18 protein-coding genes are annotated in these 17816 nt (G+C 57.7%); 11 read left to right on the top strand and 7 right to left on the bottom strand.

The features are described from left to right. Positions 1-418 precede the first annotated feature (418 nt). Both ABTV87_RS16335 and ABTV87_RS16330 read left to right on the top strand, forming a co-directional pair. Positions 419-1381, top strand: a complete 963-nt coding sequence (locus ABTV87_RS16335) for a hypothetical protein (protein ID WP_433897927.1) — start codon at positions 419-421, stop codon at positions 1379-1381. Between the two features lie 197 nt (positions 1382-1578). Further along, a complete protein-coding gene (locus ABTV87_RS16330) occupies positions 1579-2484 on the top strand; it encodes an SMEK domain-containing protein (protein ID WP_433897926.1) in 906 nt (301 codons plus the stop codon). Between the two features lie 192 nt (positions 2485-2676). Here the strand turns inward: ABTV87_RS16330 and ABTV87_RS16325 are convergent, their stop codons facing one another. Further along, entirely contained in the window at positions 2677-3159 is a 483-nt protein-coding gene (locus ABTV87_RS16325; protein ID WP_433897925.1) for a GNAT family N-acetyltransferase, read from the bottom strand. A gap of 546 nt (positions 3160-3705) precedes the next feature. Here ABTV87_RS16325 and ABTV87_RS16320 point away from each other — a divergent pair. Next, positions 3706-4092: a DUF6124 family protein gene (locus tag ABTV87_RS16320; RefSeq protein ID WP_085730684.1), complete on the top strand. Its 387-nt coding sequence runs from the start codon at positions 3706-3708 to the stop codon at positions 4090-4092. 195 nt (positions 4093-4287) lie between these two features. Here the strand turns inward: ABTV87_RS16320 and ABTV87_RS16315 are convergent, their stop codons facing one another. The 6 genes from ABTV87_RS16315 to gspI form a co-directional block, all read right to left on the bottom strand. Further along, the gene (locus ABTV87_RS16315) at positions 4288-4701 is read right to left on the bottom strand and encodes a hypothetical protein (RefSeq protein ID WP_433897924.1); all 414 of its coding nucleotides are present in this window, start codon (positions 4699-4701) and stop codon (positions 4288-4290) included. Positions 4702-4752: 51 nt separating this feature from the next. Continuing rightward, positions 4753-5094 carry a hypothetical protein gene (locus ABTV87_RS16310; protein WP_433897923.1) on the bottom strand — a complete coding sequence of 114 codons (342 nt, stop codon included), beginning with the start codon at positions 5092-5094 and terminating at the stop codon, positions 4753-4755. After that, positions 5091-5714, bottom strand: a complete 624-nt coding sequence (locus ABTV87_RS16305) for a hypothetical protein (protein ID WP_433897922.1) — start codon at positions 5712-5714, stop codon at positions 5091-5093. Before ABTV87_RS16305 ends, ABTV87_RS16310 begins: the two co-directional genes overlap by 4 nt. A gap of 36 nt (positions 5715-5750) precedes the next feature. Continuing rightward, complete coding sequence (locus tag ABTV87_RS16300) at positions 5751-6248, bottom strand: PAAR domain-containing protein (protein WP_433897921.1); 498 nt, start codon at positions 6246-6248, stop codon at positions 5751-5753. A gap of 351 nt (positions 6249-6599) precedes the next feature. Then, a complete protein-coding gene (locus tag ABTV87_RS16295; protein ID WP_025109836.1) occupies positions 6600-6962 on the bottom strand; it encodes a DUF6124 family protein in 363 nt (120 codons plus the stop codon). Positions 6963-7567: 605 nt separating this feature from the next. Next, positions 7568-7948: a type II secretion system minor pseudopilin GspI gene (gene gspI / locus ABTV87_RS16290; RefSeq protein WP_433897920.1), complete on the bottom strand. Its 381-nt coding sequence runs from the start codon at positions 7946-7948 to the stop codon at positions 7568-7570. 146 nt (positions 7949-8094) lie between these two features. On the opposite strand from gspI, the gene gspG reads away from it, so the two are divergent. From gspG to ABTV87_RS16250, 8 genes are all read left to right on the top strand, one after another. Then, positions 8095-8553, top strand: a complete 459-nt coding sequence (gene gspG / locus ABTV87_RS16285; RefSeq protein ID WP_085610505.1) for a type II secretion system major pseudopilin GspG — start codon at positions 8095-8097, stop codon at positions 8551-8553. Between the two features lie 7 nt (positions 8554-8560). Continuing rightward, entirely contained in the window at positions 8561-9514 is a 954-nt protein-coding gene (gene gspK / locus ABTV87_RS16280) for a type II secretion system minor pseudopilin GspK (protein WP_433897919.1), read from the top strand. Next, positions 9511-10656 carry a type II secretion system protein GspL gene (gspL, locus tag ABTV87_RS16275; protein WP_433897918.1) on the top strand — a complete coding sequence of 382 codons (1146 nt, stop codon included), beginning with the start codon at positions 9511-9513 and terminating at the stop codon, positions 10654-10656. The genes gspK and gspL overlap by 4 nt, the downstream gene beginning before the upstream one ends. Next, entirely contained in the window at positions 10649-11194 is a 546-nt protein-coding gene (gene gspM, locus ABTV87_RS16270; protein ID WP_433897917.1) for a type II secretion system protein GspM, read from the top strand. The genes gspL and gspM overlap by 8 nt, the downstream gene beginning before the upstream one ends. Beyond that, positions 11191-13542 (top strand): type II secretion system secretin GspD, encoded by a 2352-nt coding sequence (gene gspD / locus ABTV87_RS16265; protein ID WP_433897916.1) that lies wholly within the window; start codon positions 11191-11193, stop codon positions 13540-13542. The genes gspM and gspD overlap by 4 nt, the downstream gene beginning before the upstream one ends. Further along, positions 13539-14945, top strand: coding sequence for a type II secretion system ATPase GspE (gene gspE / locus ABTV87_RS16260; RefSeq protein ID WP_039768906.1), 1407 nt, complete (start codon positions 13539-13541; stop codon positions 14943-14945). Before gspD ends, gspE begins: the two co-directional genes overlap by 4 nt. Then, complete coding sequence (gene gspF, locus ABTV87_RS16255; protein ID WP_433897915.1) at positions 14945-16156, top strand: type II secretion system inner membrane protein GspF; 1212 nt, start codon at positions 14945-14947, stop codon at positions 16154-16156. The genes gspE and gspF overlap by 1 nt, the downstream gene beginning before the upstream one ends. A 485-nt stretch (positions 16157-16641) precedes the next feature. Beyond that, the gene (locus ABTV87_RS16250) at positions 16642-17751 is read left to right on the top strand and encodes a substrate-binding domain-containing protein (RefSeq protein ID WP_258711857.1); all 1110 of its coding nucleotides are present in this window, start codon (positions 16642-16644) and stop codon (positions 17749-17751) included. The last annotated feature ends 65 nt before the right edge of the window (positions 17752-17816 follow it).

The following is a 17816-nucleotide window of genomic DNA, read 5'->3' as shown; positions in this document are numbered from 1 at the left end:
CGCTCATACGCGATTCGATGCCAAGTGCAGCGACGTCCGACGTGACTACTGACGAACTCGCATGCTCGGTGGACGGAGCGGCTGCCCGGCTATGCAAACGCGAACACCAGATGTGCGACAGGACCTGGCTCTATTACGGAGCTAGGCATCCAGCAGTTCGCATTGGAAAGCAGTGAGGTGCTATCGAAGGAAAGGGCGCGAGGTAACCAAGACAGGGCTCTTTGGATCGATTTTGCTCTAGTGCTGATGAAAAAAACTGAGTAAAAAAGAGTTGTTCATATGGGATAGCTCTGCTTTCATGGCACGATGTTCAGCTTTTTCAGTGCGACACCGCAGAAAATACCCTGCCACTGCCGGGCTTTTGTCAATGGAGAGCGCCTGAAGTTACGTCAACTTTCAACCAAGCAATGAAGGCCCCATGGAAGAAAAAGAATCGATCCAGTTGGTGATTGAGTCAGAGCAAGATGCAATAAATTTGATTGAACTTGCTCTAAATGGCGAATTTAAAGATAAGGATGTTTCTTTTGATTTTCAGGGTTGGCCGAGCCTCGATATTAATATCAAAGGCGAGCGATACCATAGCACTTTACCTGTTGGCGTAATGAAAGGGCTGGTTGAATATCAAGGAGTGCTCAATAGAGCATACGCAATCGTATCTGAAAACGAATCTGCAAAGTCGATGTCTGACTCCGAGAGGAAGGACCTCGAAGTGGTATTTCAGGTATCTCAAGGAAGTTCCGAAATTGTAGGTGCTATCGCCGAGCAATTCGGTACATTAGCGGAGCAAGCAATGCTAACCATGTCAGGCGATGAACTTGTCATAACCATTCTTGGGCTGGGATTGATTTTTGGTTTGTCGAAAGTGGCTTTGGCAAAATTTAAAATTAATGGTGAACTCAAGGCTGAAAAGCAGCGACTTGATTATGCCGAAAATATTGTAGAAAAGAATGTAACTCTCAGCAAAGTGAACTCAGATCTTAATAAAGCCTTGGTTACGGTAGTTAAGGGCGCTTACGATGCAGATCGTTTGACTTTGGGGAGCATAGATCTGGATGAAGAAGAAATAAAAAGCATAACGCAGCGAACCAGATCTTCCACCGAGAAGATCAGAATCGACGATCTCTTTCTAGTGAAAAAGCTAGAGACTGCGTCTAATCGGTGGAAGTTGGTTTTTCAACACCCTAATTACGGCCTCATCAATGTTGTTCTTTATAAGAGTCAAGAGGCCGAGCGGGTGTTGGATGAGATTCAACATGCATTTCGCTCAGAGACGGCTGTGCATCTTTATATGCTAGGCGCATTTAAAGGTAAAAAGCTGATTTCCGCAGCCGTTGTGGGCTCGCCAACTTTAGGTCTGTTGTATGAAGATGATGAAGCATAAATAAAGCTCATTCCAAACTAAGTCCGTCTAGTGCGGGATTTTTTGTATATCTTCTTGCACAAGAAGCTTTTTAGTTAACTAACATAGCTTCGGAAAGCCTCGGTTTTCTGGACCATGCTTCTTGCTGTTCTTCAAGGCCAGGGTCTGGTTGCGAGAAAATAAATCAGTCTCCTTTTTTCTATATTGTAGAGGTGTATATGTTTGATGGCGCTGTCAGAAATTTGCAATCCAGCATTTCGCTATTGCAACTTTACATTTTGAATCGTCAGAAATCCGGCTTTAAGGATATGGAGCGGATGTTAGAGGTGCTCTGTGCTCAGCTTTTTAAAGCTGTAGAAGTCGGGGATTTTATCAACATGAATCAAATCAAGGTAAATTTTCCTGCCATCGACCTTGCAGATGATGCCAAGTCAATCGCAATCCAAGTCACCTCTAATGCAACTCCGGCCAAAATCAAGAAAACAATCGCTGCTTTCGAGAAAAAAAACGAAGACGGAATTAGCTTAAAGGACAAATATGCAAAGCTATATATATGGGGATTTTGTAAAGCTTCCACAATCGAAACCCCGTTACCCGCTTACTGTGAAGTCGTAGGGTGCGAGTTTGTTGTAGACAAGCTTGTAGATCTAGGTGATGCTGAAAAGGTAGTTGCTGTGCTTAATGCTGTAATTAAACACGAAACAGCGCCCATGCTTCACCCTTGGCAGGATGTTGATTGCTTGAAAGTTATGCTTTTGCGAATCAATCGTGATGCCATTAAGCATCAAATGATATGTGAAGGTAGTGTTGAAAAAATGATTGGCGGTCTTCAGGAGATAACTCAAATAATTACCACCGGAAAGCTGAATGGCCGACAAGAAAGTAAGCCTTATTCGGAGTTTAATGACCATAATATCCAAGACTTTCTCACGGATACGCTCCAAAAAATATCAAGAATAAAAGCGATCGTAAATGCTAAAAAAGACCCTGAGGGAAATTTCGTTTGCCTAAATTTTCAAGATAGGGAAAATATTGACAAAATTAAAGCTTCCATTGCAGACGAAGCTACAAAGATAGCAAAGCAATACAAAATAAAGCTTCGAATCGAAATGACCTGCGTATGAATAAATGCTGTCCGTGAAGGCATGCCAATGGCATGCCTTTTTAACGTCTTTACACTCCGATTAAACGATCGCGTCAGCCAGAAATTATGCCCCAAGAAAAAAGGGGGACAGATTTATTTTCCAGAAAAGAGATCAATCCCCTTTGTTCATCTAACGGCGCAATCTCTGACCTGCAGCCGTATCAAGATCAGCCTAGTCGCTCAAATTAACGGCATTACCGTTAGCCCGGACATAATAATTATCGAATTCACCGCTTTCGACGAACACGAAGCCATGGCGAGTGTAAAAACGATTTGAAGCGCTTTCCTTCAGAGCACCTACCTTGATGGGACGCCCGGTCTCATCAGCCTCTCTGAAAATCTGGGTAAGAACTTCAGAGCCGATTCCTGCTCCTTGAGCACTGGGTATCACATACAAGTGGTCAAGCAAAAGCTCGCTCTGGTGGTCTTTGATTACGACAAAACCGACCAGATCACCTGATACTTCTATGCGGCGAGTGCTGTTAACGTCGAACCCAGCAACAAATCGTTCGCGCGCACGATCTGGGTTAAATCGTCCAAGCCGTTCAAGGCTCTCGCGCATGGCCTCAATCCTGATGGCTACCAGATCTTCCAGGTCGTTACTGGAAGCTGCGCATAAAACGACAGCGGAGATTTGATCAGCGGAGGCTGGCATAACAAGCACCCTAAACATGGCCGGTCAGTCATTATGCAGAGAACAGATTCCGCATAACCACTACTGCTTCGGTTCAATGGAGGCGATGGCTCCCTATCAGCTTCAGGGGGATGTGTTCGACGGACGCTTACGTTTGTTGGGGCAGGGGACGGATCTGTCGTGGGGGCCGAGACGCAATGAGAATTCCGATAAACACGAACGTTTAAAAAGACATCTCCAGACACTCTCTCAGGCTACATATCCTTGCGCCGTTGCCTACAGCTACGCCAGAATCCGCCGGCTTGTGCGCTTTGTACCTGGTCTTTATCGTCTACGTGTCGCTGGCAACCCAGCGACCGGGTTTAGCGACCCGACCAGGTATAAGTTCAACGACGCTCCTGTTTGTCGCAGACATGTGCGATGACGATATGGTGGCTGTGCGTGGGAGGCCTTCGGGTCTGCCGGGTCTTATACCTCTCGGTTCGCTAACCCGCGCACAGCTGCCACCCTTACTTGTTTAGCGACAGGTGTTGGTGGTTCCACCAGGTATAAAAATGGAGCTTCACCATGATCAAACCAACACCCAACCCGCCCGAAACCGATTCGGTTTCCCCCTACGAATCCATCGATTCCAGAAAACTCCACGAAGCCGCCGACCGCGCGCTCGACCATTACCTCTGTCCACCCGGCTCCACGCCGCCCCCACGCAGAACCCGCGGGATGTATGCCGTGACTGCGGACAACAAAAATGAAGAACTGCTGATTGATGCCAGTGAAACTCTCGCTTCGGCCCAAACCATTGCCCAAAACATCGCCAGTCTGGTGCCGGCCTCGCAGCGTCGGGCATTGGTGGGCATTGCGCAGTTGATCATGCTCGGGGAGTTGGCGGTGAATCGGGCGTTGGATAATTTGCAATTGCCGGTGAAGCAGACCTCGGGATCACCTGCTGATTAAGCTGGTGTCAATTCTGGCGCCTTCGAGAGCAAGCTCGCTCCCACGGGATTTATGTAGATCACAGATATTGTGTAGGGCGCTGAAGCTGTGGGAGCTGGGCTGGCAGAGAGCGTGATCGCACACGCACTGTTTGTGATGCCTGATGGTCAGTGGGGAAGAGGGGGCCGATTTATTTCAATCGGTCTTTTTTGTTTCTTAGCCCGCGTCGCCGCTATCTGGCTCTGAATGCACATCCGGACATTCATCGGTCCATCGCGTAACCGTCATGTCTTTGAGCTGCTCACCCATGGTGTCAACGCGCAGGCAGGCGCCTTTCTTCGAATAGAACAGGATGCAGCGCGAGCTATCAAACGAGCAGGTATCGAGTTCCAGGAAATTGCGTGCAGCCAGCTCGCGCTCGACACCACTGTATTCATAGCCATCGCTGGTGTGCATCCGGGTTGGCTTCCATCCTTGTTTGATCAACTTCGGTCTGGCCGACACCAAGGGCTCATCGACGGCGATGCCTGCTGGCCCATGCTTGACGTTTGTCGCTTGCGAGCCGCCGGCAAACGCAAAGCTTGTACCCGTGCAATACATTGCGAGGAGCAGGAGAGTCGGGGTCTTCATTTGATCGTTCCACAAAAAGGAACAGGTTTCTGTCCCCTTTGATTTCTGGATTCAATCCTTTTCAGGGCATTTGAAGTTCCAGGAATAAACCTTCATGTCTTTGACTTCTTCACCAACAGTTCCTACACCTAAGCAATCTCCGTTCTTGATGTAGTTGAAGCTGCAGTAACGGACGCCTTCCGTGCAAGACTCGATTTCACTGAAGCCTTTTCTTTGGATGACGCTTTCAACCCCGAACTCACCGGAGTAGGTCGGATTCGGCTTCCAGCCATTTTTGATCAAAGCTTTTCGGGCTTTCGAAAATGGCATTCCCTCTTTGATAGGAAGGTCTGCTGCGCTAGAAAAAAAACTGACGCAACATAAAAGGCTGATGGCTAATATTTTTAGTTTCATTTAACAGTACCACCAAAGCCTTTATATATTTTTTCTACTTCGTCGTAGTCGGTATAAGGTTGGCCGGAAGGCTTTCCGTTGATTGGTCGGTTTCCCAACCCCGGTCCCATAGGCAACGCTTCCCATTTTTTTGATGCTTTTCCAACTGCCGTTTTTAAGTCGCCGCCGATCAGCGGTTCGATGGCACTCACGTTGCGCAGGAGCTCAACGGCAATCAAATCCTGGGTTCCGGGGCTGAAGTCAGTTAGCCCCATTGCTTTGATGGAGAGTTCCGACCATGTGGCTTTCGTGATTTGGTACCTTCCAGAAGCTGTCGTTGAACCACCATGACCTGGTCCTGGGTGAGTAGACTCATCACTGAATGTCCACTTCCCGGATTTCCAGCCGGCTGCCCAGCCATACCCGAATTTCGCGTGATAATCGCCACCCTCGACTTTTGCCAACGTATCCAGAAAGGCCTTCACATTTTGATTCTTTAAGAACTCCGCATTCTCGGCACGCCTCTTTTGTTGCTTTGCATCTACGGATACAGCTTTAGGGCTGGAGTCTTTGACAGGTGTCACCGTTCTAGTGGCTACAGGTGACATTTTTCGGCCGTTTTGGCTAATGACTTCAGCCATGAGGAAAACTTCCGTTATTTGCTTTGACATCCATGTTCAATCCTCCAAAAACAGTTGGATCGTTTCGGCGAGGTGTGAGCTAACTACGTGCGTATACCCCATTGAGTCGCTGACACCGTGCTCAATACTGCCGTCAGCTCGCTGAATGGCGTAATCAAGATTAGCCAGGGGCTCCCCTGACTCGTCGTCAATAAGCCTGAACTTGTCGTTGAAGTGCACCGGCATTGGCATCAGGCCGCTGAAGGGCGCTGATACGATGGTGTCGCCAATAATGACCGTGCCGGAGCCACCTACAACCACGTTGCCGTGGCCACCGGTACTGTCTTTAGTAGCGGCATTCAGGCCATTGATAAAAACCGTCGAGCTGACCGCGCCGGTGATCGGGCTACCGCATGCGGATTTATCGGTCATCCGAGCGGCGGGAAGGCCGTCGAAATTGACATTGGGAGAGCCGCTGACTATGGGATTTGTGCCGTGCCCCGGGAGCGGGCAACTGGTGGGATCTGTCACTCGGGCTGCAGGTTTTCCACTCACGGGAAGTTCCTTTTCAAAGATTCAGTTGTCCTTGGCCTGATTGGATTAGAAATTCCGGCCACTGAGATAGTGCGAGCATCAAACGTTTGGTAGAGCGGGAGCATCAGAATCCGCACCCTGTACGTTTGCGTCGCACAGGATGCCTTAGGCAAATGTTGCGCTCAACATTTCTTACAATTCTTCGGTTGACGGGTTGTGAATGATCTTGAGGCGAGTAGCCCGTAACGCCTTCGCGTTCGGATCGGTTGAGGCTTTTGGTATAGAGAAAAACGCATTTGGCCGAGGTCGTCAGTCACACCTGACAACCTCGGCCATTTTCTTTTCGTCTATTGAGCTACAGCACTCAGACGCTTACGCCTTTACCTCAACATGATCCAACGCCTGATTCACCGCCAACTCGCTCAACATCACCAACTGCGCAATCCCTATCGCGGTCTTGCGATGGGCAGGCTCAAGTGTGGCGGCGAAGTTGTTGAGCATTTCGCTGGCCGATCCCAGTGATTCGCTGGCGTTGGCCAGGAGGGATTCGGTGTTGTACGCCGGGTTGGCCAGGTACATGGGGTCGTGTTTGTGGTGGCTGCCCATGATGCGTTGCTGTGGGGTGAGGTAGTGGTCGAGGGCGCGTTCGGCGGCTTCGTTGAGGGTTCGGGAGTCGGGGAATTGGTAGGGGGAAACTGGGTCGGTTTCGGGTGGGTTTGGTGTTGGTTTGATCATAGATGTAACTCCTCATGCTTCAAAAAAGGGAGGCCATCCAATTTCGCTACCAAACGAAGGTGGCGGCCATGCTCAGGTTGGTAGACCGGCACATGAGGAACCCGGCGCACCCGAAGGTGCCCTGTGCATGACCACCATAAAGCCGAGACGAAACGACGCCGCGAATGGTGATGCTGTGCAGAACTCATGTGCGGGCTACCAAACCCGATCACTGTTTTTCAGTGACCCGGAAACGATAAGACCCGCGCATTAGACGCACAAGCCGGCGGATTCTGGCGTAGTCGTAGGTAATGACGCAAGGTTGTGTAGCCTTGAGGACGTTACGGTTGGTGTCTTTTAAACGGGGTTTTTGGGCGCGTTAAACGGGTGGGTCAAGAGCGGCCCTCACCCCAGCCCTCTCCCGGAGGGAGAGGGGGCCGACCGAGGTGTCTGGCGTTGTACATCGACCTGGGCGACCGAGTTGATTATGGGTTTGGAGGTAGGCGTTCGAGTTGATTATGGGGTTCAACGCGGTGTGTGCGAGTTGGTGAAGATTTTCATGTGGTTGTCGGAAATATCTCTCGGTACATTCTGCTGCATACCAGCGGTCTGACGTTTCGGGAGGGCTAGGGATTTTCGGGGCGGCTGAGTAACGTCTCCAACCGCGCCAACGCCGGCGCTTCCTGGCTGCGATCAAACACCTGCACACCAACCTTCAACAACCGCCCATTCTCCGCCCCCCCAATCACCTGCTCACACCGCAACAACAACCGCCCCTGATCACACTCCACCGCCTTAACCCCCATCGGCAATCGCCCCTCCAACCGAAGTTCAGCCATCCGACTCTGCGCCGCAATCATCGCAATCGAACGATCCCGCAAAACCCCGCTGCTCTGGGTCATCAACCCCGCCACGCGCACGGCGGCGGACATGGCGACGGCGATGATCGCCAGCGCGACGAGCACTTCAATCAGGGTGAATCCGGCTTGTGGGGAGGGGGTGCGCATCGGGGGCTCGGGCAGTCGGGCAGCCCTTGACGCTAACGCCCGTGCTTGACGGCTTGACGACGAAAACACCCGAGGATTTTCAACATCCCTGACATATCTTCTTGCAACACTGCGCGTCGAATCGAATCAAGCCAGGGAATGACGAGATGGATATCGCGCAATTCAAACAGCCCAGTCGACCGAGCCGGATGCCCCGTGGGCAGCAGGGTTTCACGCTGATCGAGATCATGGTGGTGGTGGTGATTCTCGGGATTCTGGCGGCGATGGTGGTGCCCAAGGTGCTCGACCGGCCGGATCAGGCGCGGGCCACGGCGGCGAAGCAGGACATTGGCGGGTTGATGCAGGCGCTGAAGCTGTATCGCCTCGATCACGGCACTTACCCGAGCCAGAGCCAGGGCCTGAAAGTGCTGGTGGAGCGGCCGGCTGATGCGAAGAACACCAACTGGCGCTCGTACCTGGAGCGCCTGCCGAATGACCCGTGGGGTCGTCCTTATCAGTACCTCAATCCCGGTGCCAACGGCGAGATCGACATCTTTTCCCTCGGCGCCGACGGCCAGCCTGACGGCGACGGCGTGAATGCCGACATCGGTTCCTGGCAGTTGTAAGGCCGTCATGAACAGCCAATCGAACCAGCAGGGGATGGCGATCATCAGTGCGCTGCTGATTGCGGCGGTGGTCGCGGTGATCGCCGCCGGCATGCTGACGCGCCAGAGTGTTTCGACCCGGGCGCTGGAAGCCGAACAATTGCGCGTGCAGGGCCGTTGGGTGTTGCACGGCGGGTTGGAGATCAGCCGGCAATTGTTGTGGGATGCGCGGCAGCGCGATCCGCTGACCCGACTCGATCAGCCGTGGGCGCAGCGGTTGAACACTCAGGGTTTCGAAGGGCGGCTGGAGGACGAGCAGGGCAAGTTCAACCTGCGCAATCTGGTGGCCAACGAGCGGATCGATGACGCGCAGGTGCAGGCGTTCGAGCGCTTGTGCGAGTTGATCGGTGTCAGCAACGGCTTGAGCCGGCGCATCAGTCAGCGGGTGATCGGCTCTTATCCGCACCTGTTGAATGCCCAGGTGGTGGACAAGCCTGTGGCGAAAAACACCTTCGACAGCGGGCGCGCCACGTCGCCGTCCGCGTCGCGTAAACCGCAGGCGCCGACTTTGCCGATGCTGCGCACGCTTGACGATTTGCGCAGTGTCGACGGGGTCAACGATGCTCTGTTGGCGAAACTGGCGCCGTACCTGACGGTGATTCCGGCGACCACCTGGCTCAACGGCAACACCGCCACGGCGCCGGTGCTGGCGGCTTATGTGCCGGGGTTGTCGCTGGAGCGGGCGCAGGCGTTGATCAATGAGCGCGACGCCGGGCGCTGGTTTATCAATCGCGGGGATTTCGTCAATCGCCTGCGCCTGCCGCAACTGGAGATCACCAGCGTCAAGGTCGGCATCACCAGCGACTGGTTTCGGCTGCGCGGGCAGGCGCGGCGGGATCAGCGGCGGGTCAGCCTCGATGCGTTGCTGCATCGCAGTGAAGACCGCTTGCCGCAAGTGATTTGGTCGCGGGTGGGCGTATGAGCCAGTTGCGCGTGAGTTTGCCGCCGCTGGCGGAGCTGAGTCTCGACAGTGACGTGGATTGTGCGTGGCTGGATCGTCAGGAGCAGGTCACACGCAAGGAACGCGTGCGGCTCGGCGCACTGCCGAAGCAACCGCTGGTGTGCTTTCTGCACCCGTCGGACAGCCTGCTGGCGAGCATTGATCTGCCGCCGCTGCCCGCGAACAAGACCGCTGCGGCGGTGCAATGTGCGGCGCAGGCGTTGATGCTCGGTGACAGCGCCGAGATGCACATCGCCCACAGCGCTCGCAATGAAAGCGGCCAGGTGCAGATTGCCTGGGTATCACGCAAGGATTTGCAGCACTTCGGGCAATTCGGCTTGAACCTCAAAGGCCTGTACCCGGCGGCCTACAGTTTGCCGGTGATGGTGGGCGGCGTCGGCTGCCTGTACGACGAGCATCTGTTGCTGCGCCATGGCCCTAATGCGGCGCAGGTGCAGCCGATGATCGACGAAGCATGGTTGCTGGAAACCGGTCTGCCGGCGCACTGGATCGGTGACGGCGCGCCGGAAGCGGTGCAATCGACGTTGGCCGACACGCAACGTTGCTCCGGTCCGTTGCCGAATTGGGGCCTGCACGGCGGCCTCCAACAACCGGGCACCGAACATCGCGGCTGGGGCAGGGCGCTCGGTTGTTGTGCGCTGGCACTGGCGGTGTGGGTGATCGGTTTGAATCTGTACGCGGCCCGCGAAGCCGGGCAGGGCCAGCAGCTCAAGGCGCAGATGGCGCAGCGGGTAAAGCAGGCGTTTCCCGAGTTGCCGGTGATCCTCAATCCGCTGCAACAGGCGCGTCAGCAAATCGCGGCTCGCCAGCAAGGCGCGGTGGATGCGCCGGGGCAGGATTTCACGCGACTGGTGTCGCAGGCCGGCAGTGGCATGCCGTCCATGGCGGGCACGGTGCAGCGGCTGGAGTTTGTCGACGGCGCGCTGCAATTGAGTCTGCTGCCCGAGGCCCGACGTTCGGGCAACGACAAGGATTGGCAAGGCACGCTGGCCCAGGCAGGCATCAGCATCAGCCCGAATGACGACGGCTGGGTCCTGCGCCCGGCCGGCGAGGCGACCGCCGCGACCGACAACGACGACAGCAGCGGAGCCGAAGATGAATAGCCCATCGCTTGCGAAATACCGCGCCGGTTGGCAGCGCTTCAACGTTCAGATGCAGGCCCGTTGGCAGCCGTTGGCCGTGCGGGAAAAACGCATGGTCGGCGGCATGGCGGCGCTGATGCTGGGGTTGTTTGTGTGGGTGGCGTTGGTTCAACCGCCGCTGAAGAAGATCGCCGCGTCGCAAGTCGAAACCCCGAAATTGCGCGCCCAGGCCGAAGCGCTGGAAGTGCTGTTGCGCGACGTCAACGTGCGCCCGGACGGGCAGAATCTGGAGCAGTCGCTGCAGCAAACCTTGCAGGCCAGCGGACTGGGCGGCCACTACCAATTGGCGGCCGCGTCCGCCGGTTGGCAGTTGACCTTCGACGCGGCACCGGCCGACGCCGTACTCGACTGGCTGCTGAGCCAGCCCCGGAATTTTTCACTGCAAGTGGTCGAGGCCCGTCTGCAACGCGCAGACGACGGCGCGACCGATGACACCGCCGGCACTCTGTCGGGCACCGTACGCATGGATCAGGCGCTGGGCGCTAAGGAAGCTTCATGAAGGGGTCAGGATCCAAACGCATGGCGTTGCCGATGCTGTTGATGGCATTGAGCGCGTGCAGCAACACCACGCCACCGAATCAACCGCCGCTGCTGGTGGACAGCGAACTCGGCCGGCCGCTGGCCAACACCCAGCGCAGTGGCGACGCGGTGCTCGACCGCGAGCGTGCGCAGGCTCAGGTCAGACCGGCGCCGAAGCAGTTGCACAACATCACCGAGCGCGCCCGCAGCGGCGGCGCGGCTCGGGGTACGACGTTGCCGACCAATCCGTTGGGCGATCAACCGGTGACACTGAATTTTGTCGATGCGGATATTCAAGCGGTGGTGCGGGCGTTGTCGCGCTCGACTGGTCAGCAGTTTCTGGTCGACCCTCGGGTCAAGGGCAATCTGACGCTGGTCTCCGAAGGCCAGGTGCCGGCGCATCAGGCTTACGACATGTTGCTGGCGGCACTGCGCATGCAGGGGTTCAGCGTGGTGGATGTCGGCGGTGTGGCGCAGGTGGTGCCGGAGGCCGACGCCAAGTTGCTCGGCGGGCCGATCTACAGCGCCGACAAACCGGCCGGCAACGGCATGCTCACCCGCACGTTCCGCCTGCAATACGAGAACGCGGTGAACCTGATCCCGGTCCTGCGCCCGATCGTGTCGCCGAACAACCCGATCAACGCCTATCCGGGCAACAACACTATCGTCGTCACCGACTACGCGGAAAACCTGACGCGGGTCGCGCAACTGATTCAGGGCATCGACACCCCGAGCGCCATCGACACTGACGTGGTGCAGATCCAGAACGGCATCGCTGCCGACATCGCGCCGATGGTCGCCGACCTGCTCGACGCACCGGGCAATGACCCGACGCAAAAAATCGCGGTGATCGGCGACCCGCGCTCCAACACCATCATCATCCGCGCCGGCAGCCCCGAGCGCACGGAGCTGGCGCGCAACCTGATCTACAAACTCGACAACGCCCAGAGCAACCCGAGCAACCTGCACGTGGTGTATCTGCGCAACGCTCAGGCCGGCAAACTGGCCCAGGCGCTGCGCGGTTTGTTGACCGGCGAGAGCGACAGCGGCACCAGCGACAATGCGCGTTCGGTGCTCAGCAACATGGGCAGTTCCACCAACTCGGGCGGCGGGCAAAACGGCCAGAGCGGCACGCAAACCAACAGCAGCACATCGACCACCAACAGCGGCAGCACCGGTGGCAGTTACGCTCAGGGCAGCAGCGCCACCAGCGGCAGCAGCAATGCGCAAAGCAGCGAGCAAAACGTTGCCTTCAGTGCCGGCGGCGTGACCATTCAGGCGGACGCCACTACCAACACCTTGCTGATTTCCGCGCCGGAGCCGCTGTACCGCAACCTGCGCGAAGTCATCGATCTGCTCGACCAGCGCCGCGCGCAAGTGGTGATCGAGAGCCTGATCGTCGAAGTCGGTGAGGACGACGCCAGCGAATTCGGTGTGCAATGGCAGACCGGCAACCTCGGCGGCAAAGGCGTGATCGGCGGCGCCAACCTTGGCGGCTCCGGGATCAACGTCAACGGCAAGACCAGCCTCGATGTGCTGCCGCAAGGCCTGAACCTCGGCTACGTCAACGGCACCGTCGACATCCCCGGCATCGGCAAGATTCTCGACTTGAAAGTGTTGGCCCGGGCCCTGAAGAGCAAGGGCGGCACCAACGTGTTGTCGACGCCGAACCTGCTGACCCTGGACAACGAAGCGGCGAGCATTTTCGTCGGCCAGACCATCCCGTTTGTCAGCGGCAGCTACGTCACCGGCGGCGGAGGCACCAGCAACAACCCGTTCCAGACCGTGACCCGTGAAGAGGTCGGTTTGAAGCTCAACGTACGGCCGCAGATTTCCGAGGGCGGCACGGTGAAGCTCGACATCTATCAGGAGGTCAGCAGTATCGACGAACGCGCTTCGGCGGCGGCCAATTCGGCGGGGATCGTCACCAGCAAACGGGCGCTCGATACCAGCATCCTGCTGGATGACGGGCAGATCATGGTGCTCGGCGGTTTGCTGCAGGATGGCTACAGCCAGAGCAATGACGCGGTGCCGTGGCTCTCGAACATTCCGGGGATTGGCGCACTGTTTCGCAACGAGCGTCGTTCGATCACCAAGACCAATCTGATGGTGTTCCTGCGCCCGTACATCATTCGCGACAGCGCGGCGGGGCGCAGCATCACGCTCAACCGTTACGACTTCATGCGCCGCGCTCAGGGCGGTCTGCAACCGCAGCGCAGCTGGGCGATGCCGGACATGCAGGCGCCGCAATTGCCGACCACCGCCCAAGGCGTGCCGGCACCGGTGTCCGGCCCGCGCGCGACGATCAAAGCGGTGCCGCTGCAATGAGCGCATTGCCTTACGCCTGGGCCAAGGCGCAGCGGATTCTGCTGCGCGACGGCGTGCTGACGGTGTGCCCGTCGACGCCGGGCTGGTCGATCAGCGAGGTGCGCCGGCAGTTCGGCGCGGCGAAGCTTGAGCGGGTGCGCGATGACGAACTCGACGGCTTGCTCGCCACGGCCTACGCCGATACCGGCAGCGCGGCAGCGGTGGTCGGTGCGGCGGAGAACGAAGTCGACCTCGACCGCCTGATGCAGGACATGCCGGAAATCACCGACCTGCTCGACACGCAGGACGGCGCGCCGGTGATCCGCATGATCAACGCCTTGCTCACGCAAGCGGCGCGGGACGAGGCGAGCGACATTCACATCGAACCGTTCGAAACCCATTCGGTGGTGCGCTACCGGGTCGACGGCACGCTGCGCGACGTGGTCTCGCCACGCAAGGCGTTGCACGGCGCGCTGGTGTCGCGGATCAAGATCATGGCCCAGCTCGATATCGCTGAAAAACGCCTGCCGCAGGACGGGCGCATTGCGTTGCGCGTAGCGGGGCGGCCGATCGACATTCGTGTTTCCACCGTGCCTACCGGGCATGGCGAGCGGGTGGTGATGCGTTTGCTCGACAAACAGGCTGGGCGTCTGCATCTGGAAACCCTGGGCATGGACGCGCAGGTGCTGGCCAAACTCGATCACCTGATCCGCCAGCCCCATGGCATCGTGCTGGTCACCGGCCCGACCGGTAGCGGCAAGACGACGAGTTTGTATGCCGCACTGGCGCGGCTCGATGCGAGCACCAGCAACATCCTCACCGTGGAAGACCCGGTGGAATACGACTTGCCGGGCATCAGCCAGATTCAGGTCAACGCCAAGATCGACATGACCTTCGCCCTCGCGCTACGCGCTATTTTGCGGCAGGACCCGGACATCATCATGATCGGTGAGATCCGCGACCTCGAAACCGCGCAGATCGCGGTGCAGGCTTCGCTGACCGGTCACCTGGTGCTGGCGACCCTGCACACCAACGACGCGGTGTCGGCGGTGAACCGCTTGGTCGACATGGGCGTCGAGCCGTTTCTGCTGGCCTCGTCGATGCTCGGGGTGTTGGCCCAGCGGCTGGTGCGGCGGCTGTGCAATCAGTGCAAACAGGAAGATCCGGCGACGCCCGGCACTTGGCGTCCGGTCGGTTGTGCGGCGTGCAATCACACCGGTTACAGCGGCCGGACCGGCATTCACGAGTTGTTCTGTATCGATGACGACATCCGCACCCTGATTCACCAAGGGGCAGGGGAGCAGGCGTTGCGTGCGGCGGCGAGCAAGGCCGGGATGTTCAGCCTGCGGGAGGACGGCGAGCGCTGGATTCGCAGCGGTGCCACGGCGCCGGAAGAAATCCTTCGTGTGACACGGGACGCCTGATGAATCGCTATCGTTTTGAGGCCGCCGATGCCAGCGGCAAGATCGAGTCCGGGCATCTGGAAGCGGAGAGTCAGGGCGCTGCGTTTGGCGTGCTGCGCGGTCGTGGTTTGACGGCGTTGTCGGTGGAGAAGGAAAGCAACGTCTCCCAGCACGGCGGCGGTGGAATGTTCAGTGCGCGGCTGTCGGACAACGATCTGGCCTGGGCCACGCGACAACTGTCGAGCCTGCTCGGCGCCAGTCTGCCGCTGGAGGCCGCGTTGAGCGCCACGGTCGAACAAGCGGAGAAAAAACACATCGCTCACACACTCAGCGCCGTACGTGCCGACGTGCGCAGCGGCATGCGCCTGGCCGAAGCACTGGCGGCGCGACCACGGGATTTTCCGGAAATTTACCGGGCGCTGATCGCGGCGGGCGAGGAGTCTGGCGATCTGGCGCAGGTGATGGAGCGGCTGGCGGATTACATCGAGGAGCGCAACAACCTGCGCGGCAAGATTCTCACTGCGTTCATCTATCCCGGTGTAGTCGGGCTGGTGTCGATCGGCATCGTGATTTTCCTGCTGAGTTACGTGGTGCCGCAGGTGGTCAGCGCGTTTTCCCAGGCGCGGCAGGATCTGCCGGGGCTGACGCTGGCGATGCTTAATGCCAGTGATTTCATCCGCGCCTGGGGCTGGTTGTGCGCCGGGATCATGGCCGGTGCGTTCTGGAGCTGGCGTCTGTATTTGCGCAACCCCGCGGCGCGTTTGAGTTGGCATCATCGGGTGCTGAAGCTGCCGCTGATCGGGCGGTTTGTGTTGGGGCTGAACACCGCCCGGTTCGCCTCGACGCTGGCGATTCTCGGCGGCGCCGGGGTGCCGTTGTTGCGCGCGTTGGAAGCGGCGCGGCAGACCTTGTCGAATGATCGTCTGAGCCTGAGCGTCAATGAGGCCACCGCCAAGGTGCGCGAGGGCGTCAACCTGGCAGCAGCGCTGAAAGTGGAGAACGTGTTCCCGCCGGTGCTGATTCACCTGATCGCCAGCGGCGAGAAAACCGGCGCGCTGCCGCCGATGCTCGAGCGCGCTGCGCAAACCCTGTCCCGCGATATCGAACGCCGGGCGATGGGCATGACCGCGTTGCTGGAGCCATTGATGATTGTGGTGATGGGCGGGGTGGTGCTGGTGATCGTGATGGCGGTGTTGTTGCCGATCATCGAGATCAACCAACTGGTGCAGTAGGGGTGTGTCTCTTGGTTTGATGTTGTCTGTTCCGGCTCCTTCGCGAGCAAGCCGCTCCCACATTTGAAATACATACTCCTGTGGGAGCGGGCTTGCTCCGGGCGGCGATCCGACGAAGAGGCCGGTCAGAGCAATAAATAATTCAGGTTTTTTTCAGCGGCCTCAGCATCACCCGACCCTGATTCTCCCCATCCTCGGGTTCTCCTTTCTGTCATCTGCAACGGCCCTTCAAGGGCTGTGGCCGATTCCCCCGAAATGCCCGCCGCAGACACTCCGCACAACCGCGAAAACACCCGAGAAAATCCCTCGAAAAACAGCCTGCACCTCCCGAGGTTTTTTCCTTTATCTGTCACCGGAAACTGCGAATTTCTCAGTGCGACTTAACCACGGACCCCGCTTGCGATGGTCGGCGGTGAGTCTTCCCAGTGTCATGCAAGTCCCCTGAAAACCTGTGTTCACAACCAACGTTGAAAAGGAGATTCCTCATGTTCAAGCGCACTCTGATCGCAGCTTCCCTGACCGTTGCCGCTCTGGCTTCCGCTCAAGCCATGGCCGTTACCGGTGGTGGTGCAACCCTGCCAGCCGCTCTGTACAAAGGTTCGTCCGACAGCATCCTGCCAGCCAACTTCAGCTACGCAGCCATCGGCAGCGGCGGTGGCAAGACCGCTTTCCTGACCAACAACCCGGCTGGCTTCAGCACCACTGGCACTGTGCACTTCGCCGGTAGCGACTCGATCCTCAGCGCTTCGGAACTCAGCACCTACAGCAGCACCTACGGCGCTTCGTTCGGCCCGCTGATTCAACTGCCTTCGGTTGCCACTTCGGTTGCCATCCCTTACAAAAAAGCCGGTCAGACCGCTCTGAACCTGACCAGCGCTCAACTGTGCGACGTGTTCTCCGGCGCCAAAACCACTTGGGGTGCTCTGTTGGGCACTTCCGATACCACCGCCATCCGCGTTGTTTATCGCAACGTTTCCAGCGGCACTTCGGAAATTCTGACCCGTCACCTGAACGCCGTCTGCCCGACTCAATTCGCCACCAACACCACCTTCACCGCCGCTCGTATCGGTGGCATCGCGCTGCCTTCGAACTGGGTCGGCGTTGCCAACACTTCCGATGTCGCCACTGCCGTGAACGCAGTTGACGGCTCCATCGGTTACGTCGGTCCGGACGGTGTCGATGCCACCAGCAACGCTGTTGTTGCCCGCGTCAACGGTGTTCAGCCGACTTCGGCCAACGTCAACCTGGCACTGGCATCGGTTACCGCTCCTTCGACCGCTGCCCAGGCTGCCAACCCGGCCAACTGGTCGCCAGTGGTTGCCAACCCGGCTCTGGGTTACAAGCTCGCTGCCTACACCAACTTCATCTTCGGTCAGTGCTACAAGGATGCAGCCGTGGCCGCCGACGTCAAAGCCTTCCTGACCAAGCACTACAGCATCCCGGGCAACAACGCCGCGACTCAGGCTCACAAGTTCGTCGCAGTGCCTGATTCCTGGAAAAACGCTGTAACCGCCAACTTCATCACCAACACCTCGGGCAACAACCTGGACATCAACAACACCACCGTGTGCAACACCATCGGTCGTCCTTTGTAAGCTCGCGCAGTCGTAACAGAAATGGCGGCAACCTTCGGGTTGCCGCCATTTTTTTTGGCTGGATA

Origin of the sequence: Pseudomonas sp. PSE1(2024) (assembly GCF_050990555.1) — a bacterium.
GTDB classification, from domain to species: domain Bacteria; phylum Pseudomonadota; class Gammaproteobacteria; order Pseudomonadales; family Pseudomonadaceae; genus Aquipseudomonas; species Aquipseudomonas aphyarum.
This window is presented reverse-complemented; position numbering and strand designations above follow the sequence as displayed.